Below are 26,663 nucleotides of genomic sequence, written 5' to 3' on the forward strand. Positions count from 1 at the left end.
GACCAGCCCTGGCGCGTGCGGCCTTCCGAGTCAATTTAGCTAGACTGCCCCGATGGAACAGCGCTCTACCCGCCAGCGTGCCGCGATCCGCAGCGCGATCGATGCCGCCGCGCGACCCTTGCTGCCGGCCGAAATTCTGGAGGTCGCGCAGCGCGAGGTCGCGGCGCTGGGCATGGCGACGATCTACCGCAACCTCAAGCTCCTGGCCGAGTCCGGCGAAATAGAGGCGGTGGCGCTGCCCGGCGAGGCGCCGCGCTACGAGTCGACCCGGCACGCGCACCATCACCACTTTCAGTGCCGGGCCTGCCAGCGCGTGTACGACGTGCACCATTGCCCGGGCGATTTCAAACAGCTTGCGCCGGCCGGCTTCACGGTCGAGCGGCATGAGCTCACGCTGTACGGCACCTGCGCCGAGTGCGCGCCGCCCGGCCGGAACAACGGCTAGAAATCAACCAGGCTCAGGCCGACGCTCAGCACCGTGCGCTTGCGGTTGTAGTCGACCAGCGTGTCGCCGTAGCCATGGAACAGTTGCGTGTGCAAGCGCAGGTTGCTCTTGGCCGAGTCGCCGATCGCCTTCTGCCATTCGAGCCGGATCGAGCCGCGCCCGTCGCTGCGCAGGTTGTTGCGCAGCGTGGCGGAGAGCGTGTTGTCGCGGTTGATGTTCCAGCGGCCGGTCAGTTCGGCGCGGCCTATGAAGTTGGCGATGTCGGGGTTGTCATCGCTCTCCGCGTCTTCCTTGATGCGTTTCCAGACCCGCGCGCTCACCTGGAAGCTGTCGTCCAGCTCCATGCCGGCCATCAGGTAGTAGCGGTTCCAGCTGCGCGAGTAGGGCAGGCTCTGGCCGTTCGACTGGTGCACCAGCCCGAGACCGGCATAGCGCCAGCGCCAGCCGCCCGGCAGCGTGATGTTGGTCGGGTAGACATACATCAGCTCGGGCTCATGGTCTGTGGTGCGGAACGGCCGCGAGATCGCGCCGTTGAAGAGCTGCCAGGTCGACTGTTGCGAGTAGCCGAACCAGAGCGAGTCTTTCTTCGACGGGTCGTCCTGCGTCAGCAGCCCCTGCGCGATCTTGGTTCGCACCGACAGGCCGATGCGCATCTCGTTGGCCTGGTAGGCCGTCGCGGTGCCGGTGTGGCCAGCTGCCGGCGAGGTCGGAACCTGCGGCTTGTCGTTTGCTGTCGAGAACGCCACGTTGAGCGGCCGGTAGCCGCGGAAGGTGAAGGTGCCGCAGTCGCTGCCGGCCTCCAGTTCCCAGAAGCGCGAGAGCGTCGAGTACTGGCGATCGCGGCAGCCTTCGTCGGTGCTGACTGACACGACGCGCGTGGACGGAACGCTCGCGTCGACCGGTGCGGCCGGCTGCGTGGCCGCCAGCACCGGTGGCGCTGCCGGCACCGAAGCCGAGGGCAGTGTCTGCTGCTGCGCCCAGCGGTCGAAGCAGGCAAGGCGGGCGTCCTTGTTGTTGCCCAGGCGCTGGCACTGCTGCCAGGTGAGTTGCGAATCGGCCAGCGGACTCGGCGGACGGTCGGCCGACTGGGCGTGAGCCGCGCCGGCGCCCAGGGTCGCCAGCAAGGCAAAAAGGGGCTTGTTCATGGTTTGAATTTGGATCTGTTGGTGTTGTCGTCGCTGCTGTTGCCAGATGCCGTCTTGCGCAGCACGAAGTGCGCCGTGCGCTCGTCGGCGGCCTGGCGCCAGGTGCCTTCGAACACCCTTCCGCAGGAGCCGGGCTGCATGGCACCCGACCAGGTCGCGCTGATGGCCCGCCCGTCTTGCGACTCGTCGATGGTCAGTAGTCCCTCGTCATCGATATCGCCGGCCAGCTCGGCCGTCGCGCCGCCGCGCGTGATGCTGCCGCGCACGCCCGCATAGTCGGGGTGCCGCGCCAGCTGAACCATGGCCACACCGGGGCTGCCGTCGAAACGCGCTTCCCAGTGGCCGAACAATGCCACGAGCGGGAGGGCCTGCGCGTCGGACGGGCACTCAACCTGCGCCGCCGCACCCGTCCATTGAACGCACGCCGCCAGCACGACGGCCGCGATCCGCCACGACCTCATGGGGCTCCAGCCGCCGCTGCGGCAGCAGCGGTCGCCGTGTCGGCCGCGCGCTTGGCGAACTCGGCGCGCAGGGCCTTGATTTTTTCGCGCGGGTCTTCTTTCGCGGTGGTCTTGTCGAGCGCCATCTCGGCGATGAAGCGGCTCGGTATGCCGGCGATCATGTCGCGGCCTTTCTTGCGCTTCTTGGTCCAACTCACGGCCAGGCTGCGTTGCGCGCGTGTAATGCCCACGTACATGAGGCGGCGTTCTTCCTGCAGCCGTGCCAGCGTGTCGTCGCTGATCTTTTCCTGCCGGCCGTTGTCGTCGTCGAGCTTGAACGGCAGCAGTCCCTCGGTCACGCCGACCAGCATCACGTGCGGCCACTCGAGGCCTTTGGCGGCGTGCAGCGTGGAAAGCGTGACCACGTTCTGATCCTGCTCGCGCTCGCTGATGGTCGACAGCAGCGAGATCGTCTGCGCCACTTCGAGCAGGCTTTTGCGCTCGCTCACCACCGTCGCGCCCGAGGTGTCGTCGATGGTGCCGCCGGCGCGTTGCGACATCCAGTCGCAGAACTCCATCACGTTGGTCCAGCGTGCGGCTGCGACCTGTTCGCTGTCCTCGCCGTCGTAGAGGTGCTTCTCGTAGTCGATCTCTTTCAGCCACTCGGCCATGAACGCGCGCGAGTCCTCGGCACCGAAGGTCTGGCGCGCCTTGTATTCGAGCTCGTTGATGTAGCGGCCGAACTCGTGCAGGCCTTCGAGCGATCGCTTGGCGATCACGCTCGGCAGCGACGGGCTGAACAGCGCCTCGAACAGGCTCAGCTTGTATTGCGTGGCGAACACGCCGAGGCTCTGCAGCGTCTGGTGGCCGATGCCGCGCTTGGGCGTGGTCACCGCGCGCAGGAAGGCCGGGTCGTCGTCGCTGTTGACCCACAGGCGAAACCATCCGCACAGATCCTTGATCTCGGCGCGGTCGAAGAAACTCTGGCCCCCCGACACCTTGTACGGAATCTGCGCCTTGCGCAGCGCCTGCTCGAACACGCGCGCCTGGTGATTGGCGCGATAGAGAACGGCAAAGTTGCGCCACTCCTGGCTCTGCGTGCCTTGCGAGCTCTGCGTGATCGTCTCGCCCGCGCGCAGGCTCTGGATGCGCGCCACGGTGCGCTCGGCCTCGTGCGCCTCGCTGTCGGCATCGACCACGCGCACCGGCTCGCCTTCGCCCAGTTCGCTGAACAGCGTCTTCGGATACAGCTTGGGATTCGGGCCGATCACATTGTTGGCCGCGCGAAGGATTGCACTGGTGCTGCGGTAGTTCTGTTCCAGTTTGATGACCTTGAGTGTCGGGTAGTCGATCGGCAACTTCTTGAGGTTGTCGAGCGTTGCGCCGCGCCAGCCGTAGATCGACTGGTCGTCATCGCCCACCGCGGTGAAGTGGCCGCGCGTGCCGACCAGCGCCTTCAGCACCTCGTACTGCGTCGCGTTGGTGTCCTGGTATTCGTCGACCAGCACATGGCCGAGCGCGGCCTGCCATTTGGCGCGAACCTCGTCATGCTGCTGCAGCAACTTGAGCGGCATGCCGATCAGGTCGTCGAAGTCCACGCTCTGGTAGGCGGCCAGGCGCTCCTCGTAGCGGCCCATGATCTTTGCGATCACGCGTTCGTTGTCGTCGGCAGCGAGCGCCTCGGCCTGCGCAGCGTTCAGGCCCATGTTCTTCCACTTGCTGATCGTCCACTGCCAGATGCGCGCGGTCGCCGCGTCGGTGGTGCCGCCGGCGTCCTTCAGGATCTTCGTCACGTCGTCGCTGTCGAGGATGCTGAATTGCGGCTTGAGCCCCAGCACCGCGCCGTCTTCGCGCATCATCCGCACGCCCAGGGCGTGGAAAGTGCAGACCACCACGTGTTTCGCCTCGCGCCCGATCAGCCCCTTGGCGCGCTCGCGCATCTCGGCGGCGGCCTTGTTGGTGAAGGTGATGGCGGCAATGCGCTTGGGCGCCATGCCGGACTCGATCAGGCGGCCGATCTTGTGCGTGATCACGCGCGTTTTGCCCGAGCCGGCACCCGCGAGCACGAGGCAGGGGCCATGCAGGTAGTTGACGGCTTCCTGCTGGGCGAGATTGAGACCGGAAGACATGCGGGCGGGGGGACGGGTCCAGACGGAAGGCGCGCAATGATACTGGCCTGACCTGCCGCGGCGCCGTTACATCCTGTGCCACGCAGTCGCGCGGCCCCCGGTTCACTCATCCTTGCCGGATCGCGGCGGCGTGGGATCTTCGGGCGCCGATTGAGCCCGGGCGATTGCACGTTCGGTGCCGCACGCACTACAGCGCAGCGCAGGGCCGCGGGTCATGGTTTGGCAGAAACTGCAGACGTACAGTTCGGACACGTTGCTTCGAAGTAGCAGCGCAAGCAAGTCCCCCAACTCTCCGTAAGCCGGCGCCGCGCCTCCATGGGTTGCGGCAGGGCGGATCATCGTGATCCTCCGCCCTCAAGGGATCGACCCGCACGCGCGACCAGCGCCGCGGCGGCCGCCATCGCGCATCGGACGTACGCTTCTTTGGCCCTGGCTTCGGCGGCGCTCAGAAGCTCCAGCATTTCGAGGTTGGCATCCGATGGCCCGCCTCGCCCGCCGCACATGTGGTCTCCGAGCGCCTCGATATACGTTTGCCGGACGTGCACCAGCGCGCGGTTGCTGTGCATGTAGAGGTCGCACAGGCGCCCAAGCTGGTGGTCGGGTGAGGGCCTCGATTCAGACACGGTCAACCTTCCGATACCAGGTAAGCGAGTGACTTATGGTCGCCTCCCGGGAACGGCTGAAGCTCCCCGATGATGGTTTTGCTTCGCTGAACAGCATGCCGGATTTCGGTCGCGACAACGCCGGGCTCGCGCTGTCGAGCCCACCATGCGACCAGTGCAAGGCCAGCCTGAAAAACCGCCGCCACCAGGCTCGCCGACAGGCACAACAGAGGTGCCACGGGTGCCCTTGGAACAAGCATTCGGGTCATGTTTACTCCAAAATGTGAAGAATTCCCATTCATGCTTAAGTTCTCTTATATTTCAGGTGACGAGCTTGTAAGACAGGTGCTTGACCTCTTGCCCTGCAGGCCGCTGTTGCTGGTTGGCGGTCAATGGCCCGGCGATACTGGCAACACGGCCGGCCGCGAGCGCCGGCTTCAGGACAAACAAGGAGCCTTGCGCGCATCATGGAAAACCGGCTCGGCTGGGCACTAGCCGCCTGCGCACGCATCCTGCGGCCGGTGGTCAGGCTCGCTCTGGCCATGGGCGTGCAGCATTCGCACCTGGAGAGCGTGCTGCGCGACCTGCTGCTCGACGAAGCGCGGCGTTCGTGGCGCAGGACAGGCATTGAACCCAACATCAGCCAGCTCTCGGTCACCACCGGGCTGAGCCGCAAGGCCGTGACGGCCCGGGTGCGCGAGTCGAACGGCGCGCTGCCACACACCGAAACATCGGCCGCGGCGAAAACGGTCACGCTGTGGCTGCAGATACTCGCCGACGACCCCGAGCGCCGGTTGCTGCCGGTTGTTGCCGAGGGCAGTACCCTGTCGTTCGAGGCCGTGGCGCGGCAGGCCAGCCGCGGCAATGTCCATCACCGGGCCATCCTTGACGAACTGGTGCGGCTGAAAATGGCCACCGAGCAGGACGGCCGTGCCGAGTTGAAAGCGACGGGGTTCGTGCCCGTGGGAGATTTGCAGGCCATGCTGGCCTTCCTCGGCGACAACGCCCGGGATCATGTGCTCGCGGGGGTCTCGAACATCCTCGACGACGAGCCGCGCATGCTGGAGCGCGCGGTGTTTGCCAAGGGGCTGAGTGCGCAGGCTTGCGACCGGATTCAGCAATTGGTTCGCCAACGCTGGGAAGCGCTTCACCATGAACTGACGCACGAACTGGCTGTGGCGGTCGATGAAGCCGACGGCAACGGTTCGGCCCGCATGCGGGTGGGCGTCTACAGCTATTTCGAGGACAGCGCCCCGGTTTCGCGCCAGTCCCCTGGACCCAATACGCTGAAAGGCGGCATATGACACCCAAAATTTTACGCGGCAGCCTGCTCGCACTCCTGGCCGCGCTGCTGTTGGCTTGTGGCGGTGGCGGTGGCGGTGGCGGCGGCGGCGGTGGCGGTGGCGGTGGTGGATCGGCGCCGTTCAGTGCGACCGGCGCGGCTTCGGGTTTCGGCGCGAACGGCGGCAGTGGCGGCAATGACGGCGCTGGTGGTGGTGGTGGTGGCGGCAATGCAGGCGACGGTTCCACGTCCACGGGCGGCGGGGGTTCCACCGCCACCGCCGCCGCCGGCGGTGGCGACGACTCGGGCGTCGGCTCCGGTGGCACCGGTGTGAGTACGGCCGACGCGGTCGGCGTCGGCGCGGTCGACGGGCTGGGCAGCATCATCGTCAACGGTTTGCGCTACAACACCGACAGCGCGAGCCTGAGCATCGAAGACGCGTCGGCCCTGCAGATCGGGATGACCGCCCGGGTGATGGGGCCTGTCAGCCTGGACTTCACCACCGGTGTCGCCACGCAGGTCACTTCAGCGGCGGATTTGCGCGGCCCCATGCTCTCTGCCGACACGGCGGCGGGCCGTTTCGTGGTGTGGGGCACCACGGTGACCACCGATGCGGCGACGGTCTGGGCCGACGCGCCCGGTCTCGCGGCGATTCCACTGGGCACCACGCTGCAGGTGTGGGGACTGCCGGCCGAGCCGGGCGTGCTGCGCGCGACCCGCGTGGAGCAGCGCGCGTTGGCTGCACCCATCGTGACCGGCACAGTCCAGAACCTCGACACCACGCTTCGTACCTTCACGCTGGGGGGGCTGACCGTGAACTACGGACTGGCCGTGTTGGGCAATGCCTTCGACTCAACCCCACTGGCCAATGGTGCGATCGTCCGCGTGCGCGCCGGCCTGTCGAACTTGCCGGGCCCGCTCGTGGTGAGCCTGGTGCAGCCGTGGTACCCGGTTCCCGCCATCACGGGCGTGGCGGTTCAGTTGGGCGGCATCGTCACCAACTACGCCGGTTCGGGTTCCTTCCGGGTGCTCGGGACGACCGTCGATGCTTCTTCGGCGCAGATCACCGGCGGGCCTGCCGGCTCGCTCGGCAATGGCGTCAAGGTGGAAGTCGCGGGCATCATGGCAAATGGGGTGCTCAAGGTCTCGAAGCTCAAGCTGCGCCACGTCCCGGGCACTGGCGGCCCGGCTGCGTTCACGCTCATCGGCACGGTGGGCAATTTCGTCTCGCCAGCGAGCTTCCGGGTGCGCGGACAACCTGTGGACGCCAGCGGCGCCAACGGCGTGAGCGTCGTGTTCAGCAACGGCACGGCTGCGAACCTGGCCAGTGGCGTGGCCGTGACGGTGTCGGGCTCGCAAATCGTCGACGGGAGGCTCATCGCGGAACAGGTCGTTTTCCGCTGACCGCGGCCCTGAGGTGACGCACACCGTGCCGTGACAATGCACGGTGTGCTGCATGTCTTTCTGGTCACCTTCCCCTTCTTCGCGCTGATCGCTGCTGGCTACGCGGCAGCACGGCGCCGGGTGTTGCCGCTTGAAGCGATTCCGGGCCTCAACATCTTCGTGTTGTATTTCGCGCTGCCCTGCATGCTCTATCGCTTCGGGGCCAGCACGCCAATTGGGCAACTGCTCGATGGCAACGTGGCGCTGGTCTGGGGCCTGGCGGCGCTGCTGCTTGTCGGGGCGGTGGTGGCGCTGACCCGCAACGAGCGCATCGGCTGGAACGATGCCAGCTTCGGCGCGCTGGTGGCGGCCTTTCCGAACACCGGCTTCATGGGCGTGCCGCTGCTCGCAACCATCGTGGGGGCGCAGGCGGCCGGGCCGGTGATCATCACGATCATCTTCGACATGGTGATCACCTCGTCGCTCTGCATCGCGTTGTCGCGGCTCGACGGTGCGGACGAGCACGGGGCGAGCAAGGCGATGCGGCAGGCGTTGCGCGGCGTGTTCGTGAATCCGATGCCCTGGGCGATCCTGCTCGGCGCGCTGGCGTCGGCGTTGCAGTTCCGGCTGCCTGGCCCGATCGACCGCACGGTGGCGATGCTGGCGGATGCGGCTTCGCCGGCTGCCCTGTTCACTATCGGCGCGGTGCTGGCCCGGTCGGCCCTGATGGCCAAGGGCGTGCGGCGTGCCGGTGCGCTGCGCGACGTGCTGCCGGTGGTCGCCATCAAGCTGGTGGTGCATCCGTTGCTGGTGCTCGGACTGGGCTGGCTCGCAATCGCCGTGGGGCTGCCGCTCCGTCCCTCGGCGCTGGGGGTGCTGGTGCTGGTGGCTGCGCTGCCGAGTGCGAGCAACGTGTCGATGCTGGCCGAGCGCTTCGGCGCCGACAACGGCCGCATCGCTCGCATCATTCTCTGGACCACGGTGGCGGCGTTCTTCAGCTTCCCGTTGGCGGTCGGCTGGATACGCTAGCGTGCGCCGCTGGGTGTGAGCACGCCGAGCTGGTACGGGTCGGCATTCGACAGGCGGTCGCAGCGCGAGAAGTCGGTGCCCTGGCTGCCGTCGCACCAGTAGGTGTTGTAGACGCGGCCGAACAGCGTCGGTGTCGAGGTGAACACCACGCCCTGGCCAGGCGGCCAGGGCTCCATGGATGGCGCAGGCGTCGCGCTCTCCGGGCTGACGGCCGTGGCGCCGGTCGTCGAGACGCTGACGGCATCGGCCGATGCGCGCTGCGGTTCATCGCCGCGCCAGCGGCCGGCCTGCAACTCGGCGGTTGTGGGCCGTTTCGCCAGTGGAATTACGAGGGCATTGAGCTGCAAGCCGCGTCCGAAGCGATGCTCCTTGCCGGCTAGAAAGGCATATGCGCAGGCTGCCTGGCATTGGCCGCGGGCCTCGGTCAGCAGGCCCTTGTCGCGGATTGCCTGGGCGTAGGCCTCGGCCACCTCGGCGGTGCCGCCCAGCGAGTTCTCGAACACCACGGTGCGAACCCGACCGCTGTTGATCTGCTCGACGAAGGTGGTCAGCGCGCTGCCGTCCAGCATGCCGACGACCGTCAGCTTGTTGCCTTCCAGCTCCAGCTCTGCAGCGTGCGCCGCGGCGCCGGCAGTCGCGATCCAGAACGCCAAGCCAATGCAATATGCGGATCTCATCAAGACATGTCCCTGGGAGTTCGAACACCGTTCAATGCGTCGATGCTGACAGGCTTGCCGCACAACGAGCGCGCGGCAACAGCTGTTTCAGAAGATTTCCTACAAACAAATTGCATTCTTGGGGCAATAGTTCTCCCATCGGCCATTTGGCGAGTACCGAAGTTCTCATCGGTGCTGCCAGAATGGTTCACAACTGTGAGGAAACCAATGTCAACGCTTGTTCGCTGGATGCTGTGCCTGGCCTGGATGGCCGGCATTTGCTGGCTGTGGCAGGCCGGCGTGCTGGGAGCGCTGATGGCATGGGGGCTTGCTGCCCCAGCCGCGCTGCCATTGATGCTGCGCTCGGGGAGACGCCGCCGTGGTGAACTGCAATACGTGCAGATGGCCAAGGCGCCCATGGCGATTCACTGAAAGCCTGAGGCAGGTAGTCGCCCGGCACTGATCAGATCTGCTGAGGGTCGACGTCGACGAGCCAACGGATCACGCCCTTGCCCTCGGGTGTGCGGCGCACTTCGTGCAACAGCGGCTGCCATTCCGCCAGAAAGCGCTGCAGGGCGGCGCGCGATCCGCTCTCGACCAGCATCTGCGCCCGTTCCACATTGGCCACGCGCTGGATCGTGAGCGGCACTGCGGGGTAGCGCGTCACGTGTTCCGCGTTGGCCAATGCATCGGCGGCGGTGCTTGCGGCATTGAGGAAGTCCTGCGCCGCCTGCTGGCTTCGTGCATCGGCCCGCACCAGTGCCTGGAACGCGAACGGCGGCATGCCGGCGGCGCGGCGCTCGTCGAGCTGTTGTTGCGCGAAAGCCGGGTAGTCGTGGCGCTTCAGCGCCTGAAACAGCGGATGCTGGCCGTGGTGCGTCTGGAGCCACATCTCGGCCGTGCTGCCCTGTGCGGCCAGGTAGCGGGCATCGCGCCCGGCGCGGCCTGCTGACTGCATCAGCAGGCTGAACAACCGCTCGGGCGCACGGAAATCGCTTGAGAACAGCGCGCCATCGGGGTTCACGGCCGCCACCAGCGTGATGCGGCGGAAATCGTGGCCCTTGGCGATCATCTGCGTGCCGACCAGCACATCGACCTCGCCGCTGTGGACTTGGGCGAGCTGCTGCTCCAGCGCACCCTGCTTGCGCGTGCTGTCGGCGTCGATGCGCGCGATGCGCACCGCGCTGCCGTCGGGCCTTTGCACCGGCGCGAACAGTTCGGCCAGATGTTCCTCGAGCCGCTCGGTGCCGCGGCCGACCGGGGCGATGTCGGGGTTGCCGCAGGCCGGGCAGGCGCGCGGCACGCGTTCGGTAAAGCCGCAGTGGTGGCAGCGCAGCGTGCGGTCGATTTTGTGGAACACGCGGTACGCGCTGCAATGCGGGCATTCGCTCTTCCAGCCGCAGTCGCCGCAGGCCAGCACCGGCGCGTAGCCGCGCCGGTTGAGAAACACCATGCTCTGCTCGCCGCGCGCGATGCGCTGGCCGATCGCATCGAGCAGGGCGCCGGAGAGCACGGTCTTCGGCGGCTGCAGGTTCATGTCGACGCCGCGGATCGTGGGCAACGCGCCCTCGCCGATGCGCGACGGCATCGTGAGCCGGGCATAGCGCCCGCCCGTGTCGCCGCCCTCGGCCGGCCGGCTCCGGTGCCAGCTTTCGAGCGATGGCGTGGCCGAGCCGAGCATCACCTTGGCGCCCTCGCGCTGGCCGCGCCAGACCGCGAGGTCGCGCGCCGAATAGCGCGCGCCTTCCTGCTGCTTGTAGCTCGGGTCGTGCTCCTCGTCGACCAGGATCAGCTTCAGCGCCGGCATCGATGCGAACACCGCCATGCGCGTGCCGAGCACGATGCGCGCCTGCCCGCTGTGCGCCGCCAGCCAGCTTGCGAGCCGCTGCGGGTTGGTCATGCCGCTGTGCAGCGACACCACCGCGCCAGCGCCGAAGCGCTCGCGCACGCGGGCTTCGAGCTGCGGCGTGAGGTTGATCTCGGGCACCATCACCAGCGCCTGCGCGTCGGCATCGCGTTCGAGCAGGGAGGCCACCGCCCGCAGGTACACCTCGGTCTTGCCGCTGCCGGTGCTGCCGAACAGCAGGAACGGGCCGGGCTCTGCATCAAACCGGGCCAGAGCACCCATTTGCTCGGTACTGAGCGCTATTGATTTCGCAGCATCCGCGGTATCGACCTGCGCCGAGCCGGGGCTCGGCGGGCGCTTGAGCCGGCGCGCCAACTGCAGGCTCGTGAGATTGCGCAAGTGCGGTGGCAGCGCCGCCAGCGCAACCTCCCCGAGCGAGCGCTGGTAATAGCGCGCGGCAAAGGCCACCAAGTCGCGCCAACCCGCACCGAGCGGAGGCAGCGCGTCGAGTGCGCCGGCAATGGGTTTGAGTTCGAGGCCGTCATTTTCCGCCGCGCGTTCGGTGCTGCGCCACACCACGCCGAGGACTTCCCGCCGCCCCAGCGGTACGCGCACCAAGGTTCCGGCTGGCAGCGGCACGTTGCTTGCGTAGCTCAGCAAATCACCGAGCGCGCTGTGCGCCGGCGTCTGAACGGCCACGTCGAGCCGCCAGCCATCCCCGACAAGCTGCGCGGAGGACGGCGCAACAGGGGGAGAAACCCCTGTGTCGGCATCGGGTACGGAGGCCATCACGGCCGGCGTCCAGTGCGGATGATTCTTAAAGCGAGTTGGAGCAAGGCGACTTAAGTTGTTGATTTGCTTGCGCTTTGCAGGGTGTCCAACGAATGTGTGGATAACTTTGTTGATATCCCTGCCCGACACCCTCCGAAGCCACGGAAATCAAGGCTTCCACTGGAATGCCCGCAAAAAAAGCAAAACTCAATATCCATATAAATCAACCACTTACGAGTGCTATCGCTTTAGGAGCGCCGTGCAACGCCGCTCGGATGTTTTTGCGCACCGCAGCAAGGGTTTTGTGCATAAGTCTTTCGCCCTGGACGCTTTTGGCTTGACAAAGTGAAAAAATGCCCATTTTTACGCTTACAACCGCTAACACTCACCTGCTCAGGCTTTATCGCCGTAGCGCTCGCGATTGACCATGCACCGCCGACACCAGTGCGGCCACGTGATCCGGTGGCGTGAACTGGCTGATGCCGTGGCCCAGATTAAAAATATGCGTCGGCCCGGTCGTGCCGCGGTCGGAGTGCGGCGTGCCGAAGCTTTGCAGCACCCTTGCCACCTCGGCCTCGATTTGCGCGGGTGGCGCGAACAGCACGTTGGGGTCGATGTTGCCCTGCAGTGCCTTGGCGCCCGCGCTGGCCTCGCCGACCAGCGTGCGCGCCCGGCCGAGGTTCACCGTCCAGTCGAGCCCCAGCACTTCACAGTCGAGCGCACCCATCGCCTCGAGCCACAGCCCGCCGCCCTTGGTGAAGACGATGCGCGGCACCGGCTCGCCATCGGCGCCGTTTCGTTTCAGTTGCGCCAGCACGCGCGCGGTGTAGGCCAGGCTGAAGGCCTGGAATGCGCCATCGGCCAGCACGCCGCCCCAGCTGTCGAAAATCATGACGGCCTGCGCGCCAGCGTCGATCTGGGCGTTGAGGTAGGCGGCCACGGCGTCGGCATTCACCGCCAGCAGGCGGTGCATCAGGTCGGGCCGGCTGTACATCAGTGTCTTGACCAGTCGGTAGTCGCTGGAGCCCGCGCCTTCCACCATGTAGCAGGCCAGCGTCCAGGGGCTGCCCGAAAAACCGATCAGTGGCACGCGACCGTCGAGCGCGCGGCGGATCGACGCCACGGCATCGAACACGTACCTGAGCTTGTTCAGGTCGGGTGCCTCCAGCGCCGAGATCGCCGCTTCGTCGCGCACCGGCCGCGCAAAGCGCGGGCCTTCGCCGGCCTCGAACGACAGGCCCAGCCCCATTGCATCGGGCACCGTGAGGATGTCCGAGAACAGGATCGCCGCGTCGAGCGGAAAGCGTTCGAGCGGCTGCAGCGTGACCTCGGTCGCGTAGTCGACGTTGGTGGCCAGTCCCATGAAGCTGCCCGCCTTCGCGCGCGTCGCCAGATATTCCGGGAGATAGCGCCCGGCCTGGCGCATCAGCCAGACGGGTGTGTGATCGGTTGCCTGACGCCGGCAGGCGCGCAGGAATGTGTCGTTTTGGAGGGGGGCGAAAGGCATGCCGCGATTGTCGCAGCGGCCCTGCCGCGCTCGCTTTTACTCTTCAGGCCGGCACGCCGATCGGCGGCGCACTGCTGCGACTGCGACGGTACAGCACCAGCGTGGCGACCAGACCGCAAAATGCGGCGGCCGTCATCCACAGGCCCGGCGCGCCCTTGTCGCCGGTCACCTCGATCAGGCCGGTGGCGATCGCCGGCGTGAAGCCGCCGAACAGCGCTGTGGCCAGGCTGTAGGCGAGCGAAAAGCCCGCGGTTCGCACGCTCACCGGCATCACCTCGGTGAGCGCCACCACCATCGCGCCGTTGTAGCTGGCGTAGAGGAACGACAGCCACAGCTCCACTTCGAGCATGCGGCCGAAGCTCGGCGCGCCGACCAGCCACTTGAGCGACGGATACGCTGTGAAGATGGTCAGCACGGTGAAAAGGATCAGCAGCGGCTTGCGGCCCACGCGATCCGACAGCGCGCCCATGATCGGCAGCCAGATGAAGTTGGAAATGGCAACGCAGAGCGTGACGACCAGCGCATCGGTGGTGCTCAGGTGCAGCACGCTCTTGCCGAAGGTGGGGGTGTAGACGGTGATCAGGTAGAACGAAACCGTGGTCATCGACACCAGCATCATCCCGGCCACCACCAGGCCCCAGTTGGCGATCATCGAGCGGAAGATTTCGCGCGCGTCGGGCCGGTGCTTGCGCGCCATGAACTCTTCGGTTTCCTGCAGCGAGCGCCGGATGATGAACAGCACCGGCACGATCAGGCAGCCGACGAAGAACGGAATGCGCCAGTAGAAGTCGGCGACCTCGGCACTGCTGTAGGTCACGTTGAGCCAGTAGCCCAGCGCGGCCGCCACCACGATCGCCACCTGCTGGCTGGCCGATTGCCAGGCAACGTAGAAGCCCTTGTGGCCCGGCGTGGCCATTTCCGACAGGTAGACCGACACGCCGCCGAGCTCCACGCCGGCCGAAAAGCCCTGCAGCAGCCGCCCGATCAGCACGAGGAACGGTGCGGCGAGCCCGATGGTCGCGTAGGAGGGCACGCAGGCGATGAGCAGGGTGCCGAGCGCCATCAGCGCGAGCGTGACGATCAGGCCCTTGCGGCGGCCGACGCGGTCGACATACGCGCCGAGAAAGACCGCTCCGAGCGGACGCATCAGGAAGCCCGCGCCGAAGGTCATGAAGGTCAGCATCAGCGAGGCGAACTCGTTGCCTGCTGGAAAGAATGCTTTGGAGATCTGCGTGGCGTAGAAGCCGAACAGGAAGAAGTCGAACATCTCCATGAAATTGCCACCCGTCACGCGCAGGACGGTGGCGACTTTCGATTGCGAGGCGATGGAAGTGGCTGGCAGCGCTTGGGCCATGATGGCTTGTCCCCTTGTTGGCGTGTTTGCCGGCAAGGGTAGGGCGCGGTGGCCGACCGGAAGCTGACTTTCCTGGGAAGGCGCGTCGGCGGGCGCGCTTCCCAAAGGCGAACCTGTTAGGTCTTGTACTTCACCGAGCAGCCGTACGCCTTCGTCGCTGCTGCCGAAATCGGCTTGCCGCCAAAGGCCTCACCAAGCGCCTGGTTCACATAGTTGGTCGCGCGCGGAACGTCGTCCGGCCGCGCGGAGGCGATGCTGTCGATGCCGCCCGCATACACCAGCACCCCCTTGGGGTCGATGATGAACATGTGCGGTGTCGTGCGCGCGCCGTAGGCCTGGCCGATCACGCCGTCTTCGTCCATCAGCACGGCAGTGGGGGCGGCGCCTTGCTCCTTCATCCAGCCGTCGAGCGCGGTCGGTTTCAGGTAGTCGCTGGCGGCGCGTTCGGTCGAGTTGACCGCGAGCCATACGGCGCCCTTGGCCGTTGCCGCCTTCTGCGTGGCCGGCATGTTGCCGCTGCCGTAGTGCTTGCGCACGAACGGGCAACCGGGGTTCGTCCATTCGAGCACCACGAACTTGCCGGCGAAATCCGAAAGGCGGTGCTGCTTGCCGCTGGTGTCTACGGCGACGAAATCGGGCGCCCGCCGGCCAAGGGTCGGCGCGGCATGGGCCGCGGTTCCCATCAGGAAGCTGGCGCCGAGCGCCACGGCGGCGGCCATCACGGCGCGGCGCGAGGCGCGGTTCAGCGCGGCGCGGGCCTGGCGCGCAGCATTGACGGAACGCGAGGAGGCGGACGATGGCAAAGATGGCATGTCGGCGAATCTCCAGTGAAAGTTGAACGACGACCGCAGCTTAGAACGCTTTTCTAAGGTGAATGTGACAACCCGTCGCAGCCCGGGGTATTGCCCATGGTCTTGATTTCTACAAATTGGCCAGGGCCGCCCGCACCTCGTCCTTGCCGAGGATTTCGGTCAAGACGACCGGCGGCTTGCCCGGCGCCTGCAGAACATACACCGGTACGCCGTTGCGACCCAGCGCCGCCAGCGCGGCCGTGATGGCCGGGTCGCGCCGCGTCCAGTCGGCGCGCAGCATCGCGACCTTCCGGGTGTCGAATTCGGCCAGCAGCTGGGTGTCGGCCAGCGTGCTCTTCTTGTTGTATTGGCAGGTCACGCACCAGGCGGCCGTGAAGTCGATGAATACAGGCTGGCCGCCACTGTTGAGTTCGCTCACGCGTTCGGCCGACCACTTCTGCCAGCGCGCCGACGAGGCGAGCGCGGCCGGCTCCACGGGTTGCAGCACGTTCCGGCCGATGGAAACCGTCAGCAGCGCACTGGCTGCTATCAAAATTGAAGCAACCACCATGCGCGTCCGGCCGCGCAGCGTGAAGGCCCAGACCACGGCCGCCAGACACACCAGCAGCGCAAGCAGCGCACCTGCGCCGTCGATTCCGGTCTGCTGGCCGAGCACCCAGACCAGCCATGCCACGGTCGCGAACATCGGGAACGCGAGCAGGCGCCGCAGCGTCTGCATCCAGGGGCCGGGCTTGGGCAGCAGCAGCGCCACCGCCGGAACGAACGCCGCCAGCAGGTAAGGCAGCGCCAGCCCGAGTCCGAGCGCGGCAAACAGCAGCAGCGCCTCGGCCGCCGGCAGCGCGATCGCGAGGCCGAGCGATGCGCCCATGAACGGTGCGCTGCAGGGCGAAGCGATCACCACCGCCAGCACGCCCGAGAGAAAGTCGTTGGCCACCGGATGCCGGGCCTCGGCGGTGCAGACACTGGATGGCGCCATCACGCCGAACTCGAACACGCCGGCCAGGTTCAGTCCGATCAACGTGAACAGCGCGGCGAGCGCCGCCACCACGGCCGGCGACTGCAACTGGAAGCCCCAGCCCAGTTGCGAGCCGGCTGCGCGCAACGCGAGCATGGCGCCGCCCAATGCCAGCACCGACACCATCACGCCGGCGGTGTAGGCAATCCCGGCGGTGCGGTGCGCGCTGCGGTCACCGGCCTGGCGCGCGAAGCCGAGCACCTTGATCGCCAGCACCGGGAACACGCAGGGCATCAGGTTCAGCAGCAGGCCGCCGACCAGCGCACCGATCAGCGCCATCCAGATGCTGCCGGCGGCGGGGGCGGGAGGGGCTACCGATCCGGCCGCTGCCGCATTGCCCGCCAGCGCCGCCTGCAGCGCTGGCGACACTTCGGCCCGCGGCACGCTTGCCGGCCAGGTGCCACTGACCGGCGCCTCGGCGCGCCATGCCACAGGCTGCCCGGCCACCCGATCGGCTGCGGCCAGCGCCACCACCACCGGCATTGCGGCCGGACTGGCGCTGCGCTGCTCGGCGAGCGGCATGGTGGCCGTCCAGGTGTCGCCGTCCCACGCCTGCGTCCAGTCCTTGCCCGGCACCGCGGCGGTGCGGATCACCTCGCCGGTTTCGGGGAAGAAGTCGAGCGTCTTGCCGCGCGCCGCGGCCGGCAGGCCTTCGAGCCGCACCTTGAGCGTCTGGCCGTCCACCTCGATCGCACCCGGCTGGCGGAGCGCCACCGGCTCGGCCGCCCGCGCCGCGTCGAACGCGGCCTTGTGCAGGGCGGTGGAGCCCTGCAGCGGCAGCGTCAGGGCGAACTCACCGTCCTCGGGAATGCATTCCTTGCGGCAGACCAGCCAGGACGCCTTGAGCCGGATCTCGGTGCCCGGCGTGCCCGCCAGCGTCGCCGGTGGCTGGAAATTGGACGCCACCGTCAGCGGCACCGGCAGCAGCACCGTGCCTTCGTAGCCATAGTTTGCCAGCGTACCGACCGGGATCTTGGTCGGCACCGGCCAGGCGATGTCGCCGGCCGTGATGCCGGCCGGCAGCGTGAACGCCAGCTCGGTCGGCAGGCCCGAATCTCCCGAATTTTTCCAGTAGGTGTGCCACTCGGGCTGGTGCGTGATCTGCAGCCCGACCTGAACCGGCGCGCCGGGCGACACGCCATCGGGCGCATGGGCGATGAGCTCGGCGCGGACATGCGGCGTCGTCACCACCGCGCCCGTCTTCGGCGCCAATTGCGCGGCAGCCGGCATGCAGAGGGTGCAGGCCGCTATCAAAAACGTAGCGAGGGAGGCGCGGAGCGGGATCATGCCGAAGGTCGGAGCGCGAGGCTGTACAGGAAGTTCCGGGAGTAGGCGGCGGCCATCACGCGGCCCAGCCGAGCACGACGCGTCGGCTGTTGCGCGGCGGCTGCACGCTCATGCTCTTGACCAGCGCCGGATTGGCGTCGAGCTCGGCGTCGGAGATGGCGCCCACCACCAGCGGATGCGCGGCACCAACCAGCTGCGCCAGGCCGGCGGTGAGCGCCTCCTTGTCGAGCGGGTCGGTCATGTGGAAGTCGAGCCGCGCGTACTCCGGCGTGATCGAGCAGCCGTTCACTGGCTGCGGCACCAGGTGGCAGAGCAGGTGTGTCGCGGTGTGGAAACGCATGAGCTTGTGGCGGCGTTCCCAGTCGATGCGCGCCGTCACGGCGTCGCCGGGCTTCAGCGCCGCGAGCATGCCGGCCTGTTCTGCCGCATCGGTCGCGGGCACGTGCAGGATCTCGTCGGTCGCCTTGCCCTCGGCGTCCTTCGCCTTGCGCGAATCGGCAATGGCGAGCGCGCGACCATCTGCCAGCACCAGCGCGCCGCTGTCGCCGGCCTGGCCGCCGCCCAGCGGATAGAACACCGTGCGGTCGAGCACGATGCCCGCGTCGTCGATGCGCACGATGCGCGCTTCGCATTGGCGCAGGTAGGCGTCGGCGCGGAACAGGTCGTCGGTCATGGCCCGATGGTAGCGGGGCCTCGGTTTCGGGGCGCGACCACGCCGGAATGCGCCCGCAACCGACAGTGTCGGGCTGCAGACGGGCGCAAAGTCGGGGATTCAAGGAGACATGCATGGTTCGAAATCCTTCCGTTCTGCTGCTTGCCGCAGTGCTGCTGGCTGGCTGCGGCGAAACCGCCAAGCTCCCGTTCGAGGCCGGCACCGGCCCCAAGCCCGAGCTGCCACCGCCCAACAAGACGCTGTTCCCCACCGTCAACATCGCACCGGCCGTGGGCTGGACGGACACGCACGGCCCGGCCGCGCTGCCCGGCTTCAAGGTCACCGCGCTGGCGCGCAACCTCGACCATCCGCGCTGGGTCTACGTGCTGCCGAACGGCGACGTGCTGGTGGCAGAGAGCAACAAGCCGCCCAAGCCTGAGGGCGCGCGGGATGGCGGCGGCGGCATCTTCGACCGCATCAAGGGCATGGTGCAGGGCTTCGTCATGAAGCGCGCCGGCGCCGCCGCGCCGAGTGCCAACCGGATCTCGCTGCTGCGCGATGCAGACGGGGATGGCATCGCCGAGGTGCGCACGGTGTTCGCGCGGAACCTGACGTCTCCCTTCGGCATGGCGCTGGTTGGTAACGAACTGTTCATCGCCAATGCCGACGCGCTCGTGAAGGTGCCGTACACCGAGGGCCAGACCGCGGCCGGCGGCCCGCCGGTCAAGGTGACCGACCTGCCGGCCGGCATCAACCACCACTGGACCAAGAACGTCATCGCCAATGCCGACGGCAGCAAGCTCTACGTGACGGTCGGCTCCAACAGCAACATCGGCGAGAACGGCATCCCGGCCGAGGAAGGCCGCGCCGCGATCTGGGAGGTCGACCGCGCAACCGGCGCCAAGCGCCTGTTTGCCGGCGGCCTGCGCAACCCCAACGGGCTGGGCTGGGAGCCCGAAACCAAGGCGCTGTGGACGGTGGTGAACGAGCGCGACGAGATCGGCAGCGACCTGGTGCCCGACTACCTGACTTCCGTGAAGGAGGGCGCTTCCTACGGCTGGCCGTGGAGCTATTGGGGCGGCCACGTCGACATTCGCGTGCAGCCGCAGCGGCCCGAACTGGTTGCGCAGGCCATCGCGCCCGACTATGCGCTTGGCGCCCATGTGGCCCCGCTGGGGCTGGCGTTTTCGGACGCCCGCGGTATGCCGCCGGAATTTGCGAGCGGGGTTTTTGTCGGCGAGCACGGCTCCTGGAACCGCAAGCCGCTGTCGGGCTACAAGGTGGTGTTCGTGCCCTTCATCGGCGGCCGGCCGAACGGTCCGCCGAAAGACTTTCTGACCGGTTTCCTGAGCGCCGACGCAAAAGCCATGGGCCGGCCCGTCGGCGTGGCGCTCGACAAGTCGGGTGCGCTGCTGGTGGCCGACGACGTGGGCAACGCGGTGTGGCGCGTGTCCCGGGGCAAGTAGCCATCTGGTACGGCTCTTGCCTGCATGCGCGGGTGGACTTCCTGGCGAAAATACGCGGAGCCACACTACCGCACTGACATGAGCAAGCCCCGCCCCGCCTCTTCTTCCACGCCCAACCTGCGCGTTTCCGCGAGCGGCGTGCACGGCCTCGGTGCCTACGCAACCCGGCCGCTGCCGGCCGGTGCATTCATTGGCCTCTACGAGGGGCGGCGCTACACGCCGGCGCAGATCGCGGCCAAGACCTGGGACGACAGCCTGACCTACCTGTTCAAGCTGTCGAACGACGAAACCATCGACGGCGCCAAGGGCGGCAACGCCACGCGCCACCTTAACCATTCGTGCGACCCCAACTGCGAGGCCGTCGAAGACTACGACGAGGCCGGCCGCATGGTGCTCCGGTTCCAGACGCTGGTGGAGGTCGACGCCGGCGACGAGCTGTTCATCGACTACAGCCTCACGGCGGACGACGGTTCCTCGCCAGCTGACTACCTTTGCTACTGCGGCACCGAGAGCTGCCGCGGCACGATGCTGGCCGCGGCCGAGGCGGATGTCGACGAAGCGGGCGGCTGACCAAGGCGCCGCCGCGCGGCCTCACGCCGGCGCGTGACACGCCACACAGAACTTGTTGCCGTCGGGGTCGCGAAAGTAGGCGCCGTAGTAGTCCGCGTGGTACTGCGGCCTCGGGCCCGGCGCGCCTTCGCAACTGCCGCCATGGTCGAGCGCCGCCTGGTGCGCGGCATGCACGGCCGCACGGCTCGGCGCCGCGAATGCCACCATCTGCCCATTGCCCGGGTCATGCGGCTGGCCGTTCCAGGGTTTGCAGATCACGAAGAAGGGCCGCGATCGATCGGCGCTGTGCCAGCCGGCCCAGGGTTTCTCGCGTTCGCAGAAGCGAAGCTCGACACCCAGGCTGGCCATCACGGCGCCGTGAAAGACCAGCGCACGCTCGAAATCGCTGACGCTGACGAAGACATGTGAAAACACGGCCGGCTCCTCGGTAGGGCACTGGATGGGGGGGTCGGTCGGCGAGACTGCACGGCTCTAAGATCGCGGGCATGAATCCCTCCGATCGCCCGCCTCTGCCCAGCCGCTTCTGGGCCGACCTCACGACGCGCGATTTTGCCGCGCTCGACCCGGCCCGCACGGTTGCGGTGCTGCCGCTCGGCGCCACCGAGCAGCACGGCCCGCATTTGCCGCTCGGCGTCGACACCCGGCTGGTCGACGGCATCGTCTCGGCGGCGCTGCCGCAGCTGGCCGCCGATCTGCCGGTGCTGTTCCTGCCCACCCAGGCGATTGGCCTGAGCCCCGAGCACGCGCGCTTCGCGGGCACGCTCACGCTCTCGTCCGAAACGCTGATCCGGTTGTGGAAGGACATCGGCGCCGGCGTCGCGCGCGCCGGCGTCAAAAAGCTGGTGCTGTTCAATGCGCATGGCGGGCACGTCGGTGCGATGGACATCGTGGCGCGCGAACTGCGCGAGGCGCACGACCTGATCGTCTACAGCGTGAGCTGGTTCAACCTGCCGCTGGGCCAGGCCAACGCGCAGTTCAGTGCCGAAGAACACCGCTTCGGCGTGCATGCGGGCGAGGTCGAGACCTCGATGATGCTGGCGCTGCACGCGCCGCTGGTGCGCACCGGTGCGGCGCAGGATTTCGCATCGAGCGCCCGGCAGCGCGCGGCCGACTACGCGATCCTCGGCAACGGCCGGAGCGCCAAGCTCGGCTGGGCCATGCAGGACTACAACGTGCACGGCGCGGCCGGCAACGCGGCGGCGGCAACAGCCGACAAGGGCCGCCAGGTGGTCGAGGCGGCGGCGGCGCAGCTGGCGTTGCTGCTCGGTGAAGTGGCGTCGTTGCCGCTCTCCACGCTGGCATCCTGACGACCGGCGACAATCGGAACCGAATGATGACCGATACCGCCCCCGCCCCCGCCGCTTCGCGCGCCCCCCAAAAACGCAAGCCGCGCCCCGACGGCCAGCCGCCCCAGGCGCAAGCCCAGGGCGCGAAGCGTGCCCGCAAACCGCATCCCACGCTCGAACTGCTGTTCGGCCTGTACCCCGATCTGTTCGGCGCACGCTTCCTGCCGCTGCAGCGCGGCGTGTTCCAGGCGCTGCTCGAAAAGCACCCCGAGGTGTTCCAGCGCGACGAACTCAAGGTCGCGCTCGGCCTGCACACGCGCTCGACCAAGTACCTGGAGCGCGTGGCGGCCGGCGACAAGCGGCACGGCCTCGACGGCCAGCCGGTGGAAGACGTGGCGCCCGAGCATGTGCACCACGCCATCCTCGAGGTGTTCAAGCGCCGCCAAACGCGCACCGCCGACGATCTGCGCCCGCAGGTGCGCAAGCAATTGCTCGCCGCCTTCGAGCGCTCGGGCCTGGCGCGCGAGGACTATCTGGCGCTGGTGCGCGGACAGGACGCGGCCACCAACGAACTGGTCGACGAGGCGTTTGCCGAACTGGCTGCGCAGGTCGCAAAGCGCGAGGCGCTGCAACGCGCCTTTGCCGCAAGCGGCAAGTCGGTCGCCGAGTTTGCCGACATGTACGGGCTCGACCCTCGCGAAGTCGGCCGCACGCTGTCGGTCTGAGCCTCAGCCCACCAGCGGCGCCGGCACGGATTCGGCGTCCCGCTCCGGAATGGAGCCATCGGGCCGCTCGAAGGTGCCGATCAGCAAGCCACTCGCGATCGCGCGTTCGCGCAACCGGTCGATCAGCTCGTCCCGGCCCGGCGTTTCGCTGAAGCCTGGGCCGTCACGCAGCGCGAACACCTGGAACGCGTAGCGGTGCACGCCATGGCCCGGCGGCGGATCCGGCGGCAGCCAGGCGCCTTGCAGGTACGAGTTGCGGCCCATGTGGAGTCCCGCGCCGTTCTGCTCCGCACTTGGCATCGCGGCTTCGGCGAGGGCGCCCTCGTGCGGCGGCAGGTCGACCACGATCGCATGCACCAGCGGGTTGGGCGTGGGCGAGTCGGCATCTTCCACCAGCAACACCACCGTGCTGGCTTCAGGCGGCAGCAGGCGCCAGGCGAGCGGCGGCGACACGCCCTCGCCATCGGCGGTGTAGCGCTCGGGCATCGGCGCGTGGTCGGCGAACGCGAGGCTGCTGACCTCGATCGTGGCCATGCCGGCACGCAGGCCCAGCGTGTTGAAGACGATCTGGTCAAGGCCCGCGCGCACGTCGTGCAGCGCACGGCCGATGGCATCGGGAAGCTTTTCGAGCATGGAATGCACCGGAAGTGAACCCATGGGTATAGCGCCAGTCGGGAGGCGGGTCTGTAGGACGCACGTCTACGCAAGTCGGCTGCGGATGCCGTCACCGCCGGCCGTCGCCTTGCGTTAAGTTTTTCTTTATGTTGAATCCGCCCCCTTCGCCCCCCATCGTCCCCGCGCAAGCGCGCGCGATCACCGGCATCGCCGGACTCGACAACGTGCTGGGCGGCGGGCTGCCGACCCGCCATGTCTACCTGGTCGAGGGCACCCCGGGCGCCGGCAAGACCACGCTCGGCCTCCAGTTCCTGCTGGCCGGCCGCGCGGAAGGCGACAAGGGGCTCTACATCACGCTGTCGGAAACGGCGCAGGAACTCGGCATCGTGGCCGCCTCGCACGGTTGGACGCTCGACGGCATCGAGGTGTTCGAACTGGTGAGCGAGGAAGGCCTGAGTCCCGATGCCGAACAGTCGATCCTCTACACCTCGGAGGTCGAACTCGGCGAAACCACCCGCGTTGTGATGGCGGCGGTCGAGCGCCTGAAGCCGACGCGGCTGGTGTTCGACAGCCTGTCCGAGATGCGCATGCTGGCGCAGGATCCGTTGCGGTATCGGCGCCAGATCCTCGCGCTCAAGCACTTCTTCGCCTCGCGCAATTGCACGGTGCTGATGCTGGACGACATGAGCTCGGAAGGCGGCGACCTGCAGCTGCACAGCATCGCGCACGGGGTCATCGCGCTCGAGCAGGTGGTGGGCGACTACGGCCCGGTGCGCCGGCACCTGCGCGTGGTCAAGATGCGCGGCGTGGCCTACCGCGGCGGCGCACACGACCTGACGCTCGACACTGGCGGCATCCATGTCTACCCGCGCCTGATCGCGGCCGAGCACCGCGGTGACGTGGTGTCCACCTCGGTCGGCACCGGCACCCCGGCATTCGACCGGATCCTGGGCGGCGGGTTCGCGCGCGGCAGCAACACCTTGCTGATCGGCCCGTCGGGCGTCGGCAAGACCACCACCGCGATGTCGGCCGTGGTGGCGGCGCTGAACCGTGGAGAACGCGTCCAGTACTACCTGTTCGACGAAGGCCTGAGCACGCTGCTGCACCGCTGCAAGGCACTTGGCATGGACGTCCTGCCCGCCATCGAAGAGGGCCGGCTGCAGCTGCTGCCGCTCGACCCGGCCGAGGTCTCGCCAGGCCGTTTCTCGAACATGGTGCGCGATGCGGTCGAGACGGACGGCGCCGCCATGGTGGTTATCGACAGCCTGAACGCCTACATGCAGTCGATGCCGGGCGCCAAGTTCCTGCTGCTGCAGATGCACGAGCTGCTGAGCTACCTGAACCAGCGCGGGATCGTGACCCTGCTGGTGCTCGGCCAGCACGGCCTGGTGGGGGAGGGGCGCAGCGATGTCGACCTGAGCTATCTGTCGGATGCGATCGTGCTGTACCGCTTCTTTGAATCGCAAGGCACGCTGCGCAAGGCGATGTCGGTGGTCAAGAGCCGCACCAACCACCACGAGCTCAGCATCCGCGAGTTCCGCCTCGGCCAGGGCGGCGTGGAAGTCGGGCCGCCGTTGAGGGACTTCGAGGGTGTGCTGTCCGGCGTGCCGTCTTACCGCGGCGCCGTGCCGCTGCTGGGCGACCGGGCACAGGCGTCTCGTTGATGGAACGCCGGGTCCTCATCCATGCCCCGCGCGGCCGCGATGCGGCCGTGATTCGAAGCGTGGTCGAGGGCATGAAACTGGGTGCCGAGGTGTGCGAGTCGGCCGCGGACATCCTGGGATTGCTCGGCCAAGGTGCGTCGGTTGCGGTCATTACCGAAGAATCGATCGCCCAGGTGCCGGACGAACCGTTGCGCGAATGGCTCATGACGCAGCCGAGCTGGTCGGACTTTCCGTTCATCGTGCTGGCGGCGCGCGAGGTGGCACACCGCACGCACCGCGCCCTGGCGGGGCTGCAGTCGCTCGGCAACGTGATCCTGCTCGAGCGGCCGGTGCATTCCGAAACGCTCGCGCGCGCGATCGACGCCGCGGTGCGCGCGCGCAGCCGGCAGTACGCCACCCGCATGCATCTGACCCAGCTCGACGAGGCGCGCGCCGACGTGGAGCGGCTGAACCGCGAACTGGAGGAACGCATCTCGGCGCGCACGCGCGAGCTGGCCGCAGCAAACGACCGGCTCATGGCCGAGATCGCCGAGCGCGAGCGGGCCCAGGCTGCGTTGCTGCAGGGCCAGAAGATGGAGGCCATCGGCCGGCTCACCGGTGGCATCGCGCACGATTTCAACAACCTGCTGCATGTGGTCAACATGAATCTCGACCTGGTCGCGCGCGTGGCCAAGGACCAGAAGGTGCTGTCGATCAGCGGCCGGGCCAAGGCCGCGGTCGGCAAGGGCGCCAAGCTCACCGGCCAGTTGCTTTCGTTCGCGCGTAACCAGTCGCTGCTGCCCCGGCTCACCGACGTCAACGCGCTGCTGCTCGGCATGCAGGAACTGGTGGCGGTGTCGGTCGGGCCGGGCATCGCGGTGCAGGTCGAGGCCAGCGACCGGCCGGCCTGGGCCGTGCTCGACGCGAACCAGCTCGAGATGGCGGTGCTGAATCTGGCGGTCAATGCGCGCGATGCCATGCCCGCTGGCGGCATGCTGGTCGTGTCGATCCGGCTGGTGCCGGCCGGATCGGTTGGAGAGCAGGTCGTGGTGGCCGTCACCGACACCGGCGTCGGCATCGCGCAGCACCTGCAGACCAAGGTGTTCGACCCCTTTTTCACCACCAAGCCGGTCGGCAGCGGCACCGGGTTGGGCCTGAGCCAGGTCTACGGCTTTGCGCGGCAGTCCGGCGGCGCGGCCGTGTTGCGCAGCGAGGTGGGCCGGGGCACCACCGTGGAGATGCACTTCCCTGCCTCGGGCGACCGGAGCGTCCCCGACCAGGCCGAGGCGCCCGTCGCCAGCGCCGAAGATGCAGTGTCGCGCTACCGGGTGCTGGTGATCGAGGACGACACCGAGGTTCGGCGCGTGATCGTCGAAAGCCTGCAACTGCTGGGCTATGCCGTGACCGAGTCGTCCGATGGTGCCAGCGGACTCGCCCAGCTCGCGGCGACCCCGCAGGATCTGCTGGTAGTCGACTACGCGATGCCGGGGCTCAACGGTGCCGAGGTGATCGCCCGCGCGCGCGAGATGGTCCGCGACATCCCGGTGGTGCTGGCCACCGGCTACGCCGACATGGCCGCGGTCGGGCGGGTGCTGGGCACCCAGTCGATCCTGATCAAGCCCTTCGACATTTCCACGCTCGGCAGCGCCGTGGCCAAGGCGCTGCCGACGACGGCTCCGCTATCATGAATGTGCCCCCGGACGCAACGCGTCCCCAATCAATCTGCCAAGGGAAATCATGAGCATCATCTGGACCATCCTGATCGGTTTCGTCGTGGGTCTGATCGCACGCGCCGTCAAGCCGGGCAACGACTCGGCCGGCTTCATCGTCACCACGCTGATCGGCATCGCAGGTTCGTTCGGTGCGACCTACCTCGGTCAGGCCATGGGCTGGTACAGGGTCGGTGAGACCGCGGGCTTCATCGTCTCGGTGCTCGGCGCGATCGTGCTGCTGATCATCTGGGGTTTGGTCAAGCGCAAAACCTGAGCGCATCGCCGGCCGCG

24 protein-coding genes and 1 pseudogene are annotated in these 26,663 nt (G+C 67.8%); 12 read left to right on the top strand and 13 right to left on the bottom strand.

All coding sequences use genetic code 11. The features are described 5' to 3' along the window. Positions 1-52 precede the first annotated feature (52 nt). Entirely contained in the window at positions 53-445 is a 393-nt protein-coding gene (locus ACSFA8_RS17280) for a Fur family transcriptional regulator (protein WP_435480724.1), read from the top strand. Here the strand turns inward: ACSFA8_RS17280 and ACSFA8_RS17285 are convergent. The 4 genes from ACSFA8_RS17285 to ACSFA8_RS17300 form a co-directional block, all read right to left on the bottom strand. After that, positions 442-1,590, bottom strand: a complete 1,149-nt coding sequence (locus tag ACSFA8_RS17285) for a phospholipase A (RefSeq protein WP_435480725.1) — start codon at positions 1,588-1,590, stop codon at positions 442-444. The two genes, ACSFA8_RS17280 and ACSFA8_RS17285, sit on opposite strands and share 4 nt — an antisense overlap. Further along, positions 1,587-2,051, bottom strand: coding sequence for a hypothetical protein (locus tag ACSFA8_RS17290; RefSeq protein WP_435480726.1), 465 nt, complete (start codon positions 2,049-2,051; stop codon positions 1,587-1,589). The genes ACSFA8_RS17285 and ACSFA8_RS17290 overlap by 4 nt, the downstream gene beginning before the upstream one ends. Further along, positions 2,048-4,159: an ATP-dependent helicase gene (locus tag ACSFA8_RS17295; protein ID WP_435480727.1), complete on the bottom strand. Its 2,112-nt coding sequence runs from the start codon at positions 4,157-4,159 to the stop codon at positions 2,048-2,050. The genes ACSFA8_RS17290 and ACSFA8_RS17295 overlap by 4 nt, the downstream gene beginning before the upstream one ends. 335 nt (positions 4,160-4,494) lie before the next feature. After that, on the bottom strand, positions 4,495-4,725 hold the full coding sequence (locus tag ACSFA8_RS17300) for a hypothetical protein (protein WP_435480728.1): 231 nt from the start codon (positions 4,723-4,725) through the stop codon (positions 4,495-4,497). A 503-nt stretch (positions 4,726-5,228) separates the two neighbouring features. On the opposite strand from ACSFA8_RS17300, the gene ACSFA8_RS17305 reads away from it, so the two are divergent. Genes ACSFA8_RS17305 through ACSFA8_RS17315 form a run of 3 tightly spaced genes read left to right on the top strand, consistent with a single transcriptional unit; the run spans position 5,229 to position 8,455 of the window. Next, positions 5,229-6,065, top strand: a complete 837-nt coding sequence (locus ACSFA8_RS17305) for a DUF6502 family protein (RefSeq protein ID WP_435480729.1) — start codon at positions 5,229-5,231, stop codon at positions 6,063-6,065. Continuing rightward, positions 6,062-7,447: a DUF5666 domain-containing protein gene (locus ACSFA8_RS17310; protein ID WP_435480730.1), complete on the top strand. Its 1,386-nt coding sequence runs from the start codon at positions 6,062-6,064 to the stop codon at positions 7,445-7,447. Before ACSFA8_RS17305 ends, ACSFA8_RS17310 begins: the two co-directional genes overlap by 4 nt. Before the next feature lie 45 nt (positions 7,448-7,492). Continuing rightward, positions 7,493-8,455 (top strand): AEC family transporter, encoded by a 963-nt coding sequence (locus ACSFA8_RS17315; protein ID WP_435480886.1) that lies wholly within the window; start codon positions 7,493-7,495, stop codon positions 8,453-8,455. Here ACSFA8_RS17315 and ACSFA8_RS17320 read toward each other — a convergent pair. Continuing rightward, positions 8,452-9,132, bottom strand: a complete 681-nt coding sequence (locus ACSFA8_RS17320) for a hypothetical protein (protein WP_435480731.1) — start codon at positions 9,130-9,132, stop codon at positions 8,452-8,454. The genes ACSFA8_RS17315 and ACSFA8_RS17320 overlap by 4 nt on opposite strands. A 207-nt stretch (positions 9,133-9,339) precedes the next feature. On the opposite strand from ACSFA8_RS17320, the gene ACSFA8_RS17325 reads away from it, so the two are divergent. After that, on the top strand, positions 9,340-9,543 hold the full coding sequence (locus ACSFA8_RS17325) for a hypothetical protein (RefSeq protein ID WP_435480732.1): 204 nt from the start codon (positions 9,340-9,342) through the stop codon (positions 9,541-9,543). Positions 9,544-9,574: 31 nt separating this feature from the next. On the opposite strand, the gene priA is transcribed toward ACSFA8_RS17325, so the two are convergent. From priA to ACSFA8_RS17355, 6 genes and pseudogenes are all read right to left on the bottom strand, one after another. Next, positions 9,575-11,746, bottom strand: a complete 2,172-nt coding sequence (gene priA / locus ACSFA8_RS17330) for a replication restart helicase PriA (RefSeq protein WP_435480887.1) — start codon at positions 11,744-11,746, stop codon at positions 9,575-9,577. 382 nt (positions 11,747-12,128) lie between these two features. Further along, on the bottom strand, positions 12,129-13,235 hold the full coding sequence (gene hemE / locus ACSFA8_RS17335; RefSeq protein ID WP_435480733.1) for a uroporphyrinogen decarboxylase: 1,107 nt from the start codon (positions 13,233-13,235) through the stop codon (positions 12,129-12,131). Positions 13,236-13,278: 43 nt separating this feature from the next. Further along, positions 13,279-14,589, bottom strand: coding sequence for an MFS transporter (gene tcuC / locus ACSFA8_RS17340; protein ID WP_435480734.1), 1,311 nt, complete (start codon positions 14,587-14,589; stop codon positions 13,279-13,281). Between the two features lie 116 nt (positions 14,590-14,705). Beyond that, entirely contained in the window at positions 14,706-15,401 is a 696-nt protein-coding gene (locus ACSFA8_RS17345; RefSeq protein WP_435480735.1) for a redoxin domain-containing protein, read from the bottom strand. Positions 15,402-15,510: 109 nt separating this feature from the next. After that, positions 15,511-17,703 (bottom strand): protein-disulfide reductase DsbD family protein, encoded by a 2,193-nt coding sequence (locus tag ACSFA8_RS17350; protein WP_435480736.1) that lies wholly within the window; start codon positions 17,701-17,703, stop codon positions 15,511-15,513. 76 nt (positions 17,704-17,779) lie between these two features. After that, positions 17,780-18,376, bottom strand: a pseudogene (locus ACSFA8_RS17355) (alanyl-tRNA editing protein); the annotation flags it as partial. A gap of 113 nt (positions 18,377-18,489) precedes the next feature. Here ACSFA8_RS17355 and ACSFA8_RS17360 point away from each other — a divergent pair. Together ACSFA8_RS17360 and ACSFA8_RS17365 are read left to right on the top strand one after the other, a co-directional pair. Next, positions 18,490-19,821 carry a PQQ-dependent sugar dehydrogenase gene (locus ACSFA8_RS17360; protein ID WP_435480737.1) on the top strand — a complete coding sequence of 444 codons (1,332 nt, stop codon included), beginning with the start codon at positions 18,490-18,492 and terminating at the stop codon, positions 19,819-19,821. Between the two features lie 78 nt (positions 19,822-19,899). After that, on the top strand, positions 19,900-20,391 hold the full coding sequence (locus tag ACSFA8_RS17365) for an SET domain-containing protein (protein WP_435480738.1): 492 nt from the start codon (positions 19,900-19,902) through the stop codon (positions 20,389-20,391). A gap of 21 nt (positions 20,392-20,412) precedes the next feature. Here ACSFA8_RS17365 and ACSFA8_RS17370 read toward each other — a convergent pair whose 3' ends face one another. After that, positions 20,413-20,805, bottom strand: coding sequence for a VOC family protein (locus ACSFA8_RS17370; RefSeq protein WP_435480739.1), 393 nt, complete (start codon positions 20,803-20,805; stop codon positions 20,413-20,415). 71 nt (positions 20,806-20,876) lie between these two features. On the opposite strand from ACSFA8_RS17370, the gene ACSFA8_RS17375 reads away from it, so the two are divergent. Both ACSFA8_RS17375 and ACSFA8_RS17380 read left to right on the top strand, forming a co-directional pair. Further along, complete coding sequence (locus ACSFA8_RS17375; RefSeq protein ID WP_435480740.1) at positions 20,877-21,698, top strand: creatininase family protein; 822 nt, start codon at positions 20,877-20,879, stop codon at positions 21,696-21,698. A gap of 23 nt (positions 21,699-21,721) precedes the next feature. Further along, on the top strand, positions 21,722-22,402 hold the full coding sequence (locus ACSFA8_RS17380) for a ProQ/FINO family protein (protein WP_435480741.1): 681 nt from the start codon (positions 21,722-21,724) through the stop codon (positions 22,400-22,402). A 3-nt stretch (positions 22,403-22,405) separates the two neighbouring features. On the opposite strand, the gene ACSFA8_RS17385 is transcribed toward ACSFA8_RS17380, so the two are convergent. Continuing rightward, positions 22,406-23,035, bottom strand: a complete 630-nt coding sequence (locus ACSFA8_RS17385) for a YbhB/YbcL family Raf kinase inhibitor-like protein (RefSeq protein ID WP_435480742.1) — start codon at positions 23,033-23,035, stop codon at positions 22,406-22,408. Between the two features lie 128 nt (positions 23,036-23,163). On the opposite strand from ACSFA8_RS17385, the gene ACSFA8_RS17390 reads away from it, so the two are divergent. The 3 genes from ACSFA8_RS17390 to ACSFA8_RS17400 are packed head-to-tail and all read left to right on the top strand — an operon-like array spanning position 23,164 to position 26,646. Then, positions 23,164-24,681 (top strand): ATPase domain-containing protein, encoded by a 1,518-nt coding sequence (locus ACSFA8_RS17390; RefSeq protein ID WP_435480743.1) that lies wholly within the window; start codon positions 23,164-23,166, stop codon positions 24,679-24,681. Continuing rightward, complete coding sequence (locus tag ACSFA8_RS17395) at positions 24,681-26,348, top strand: ATP-binding protein (RefSeq protein ID WP_435480744.1); 1,668 nt, start codon at positions 24,681-24,683, stop codon at positions 26,346-26,348. The genes ACSFA8_RS17390 and ACSFA8_RS17395 overlap by 1 nt, the downstream gene beginning before the upstream one ends. 49 nt (positions 26,349-26,397) lie before the next feature. Further along, complete coding sequence (locus tag ACSFA8_RS17400; RefSeq protein WP_435480745.1) at positions 26,398-26,646, top strand: GlsB/YeaQ/YmgE family stress response membrane protein; 249 nt, start codon at positions 26,398-26,400, stop codon at positions 26,644-26,646. The last annotated feature ends 17 nt before the right edge of the window (positions 26,647-26,663 follow it).

It is taken from the genome of Variovorax nitratireducens, assembly GCF_051216545.1.
GTDB lineage: Bacteria > Pseudomonadota > Gammaproteobacteria > Burkholderiales > Burkholderiaceae_C > Variovorax.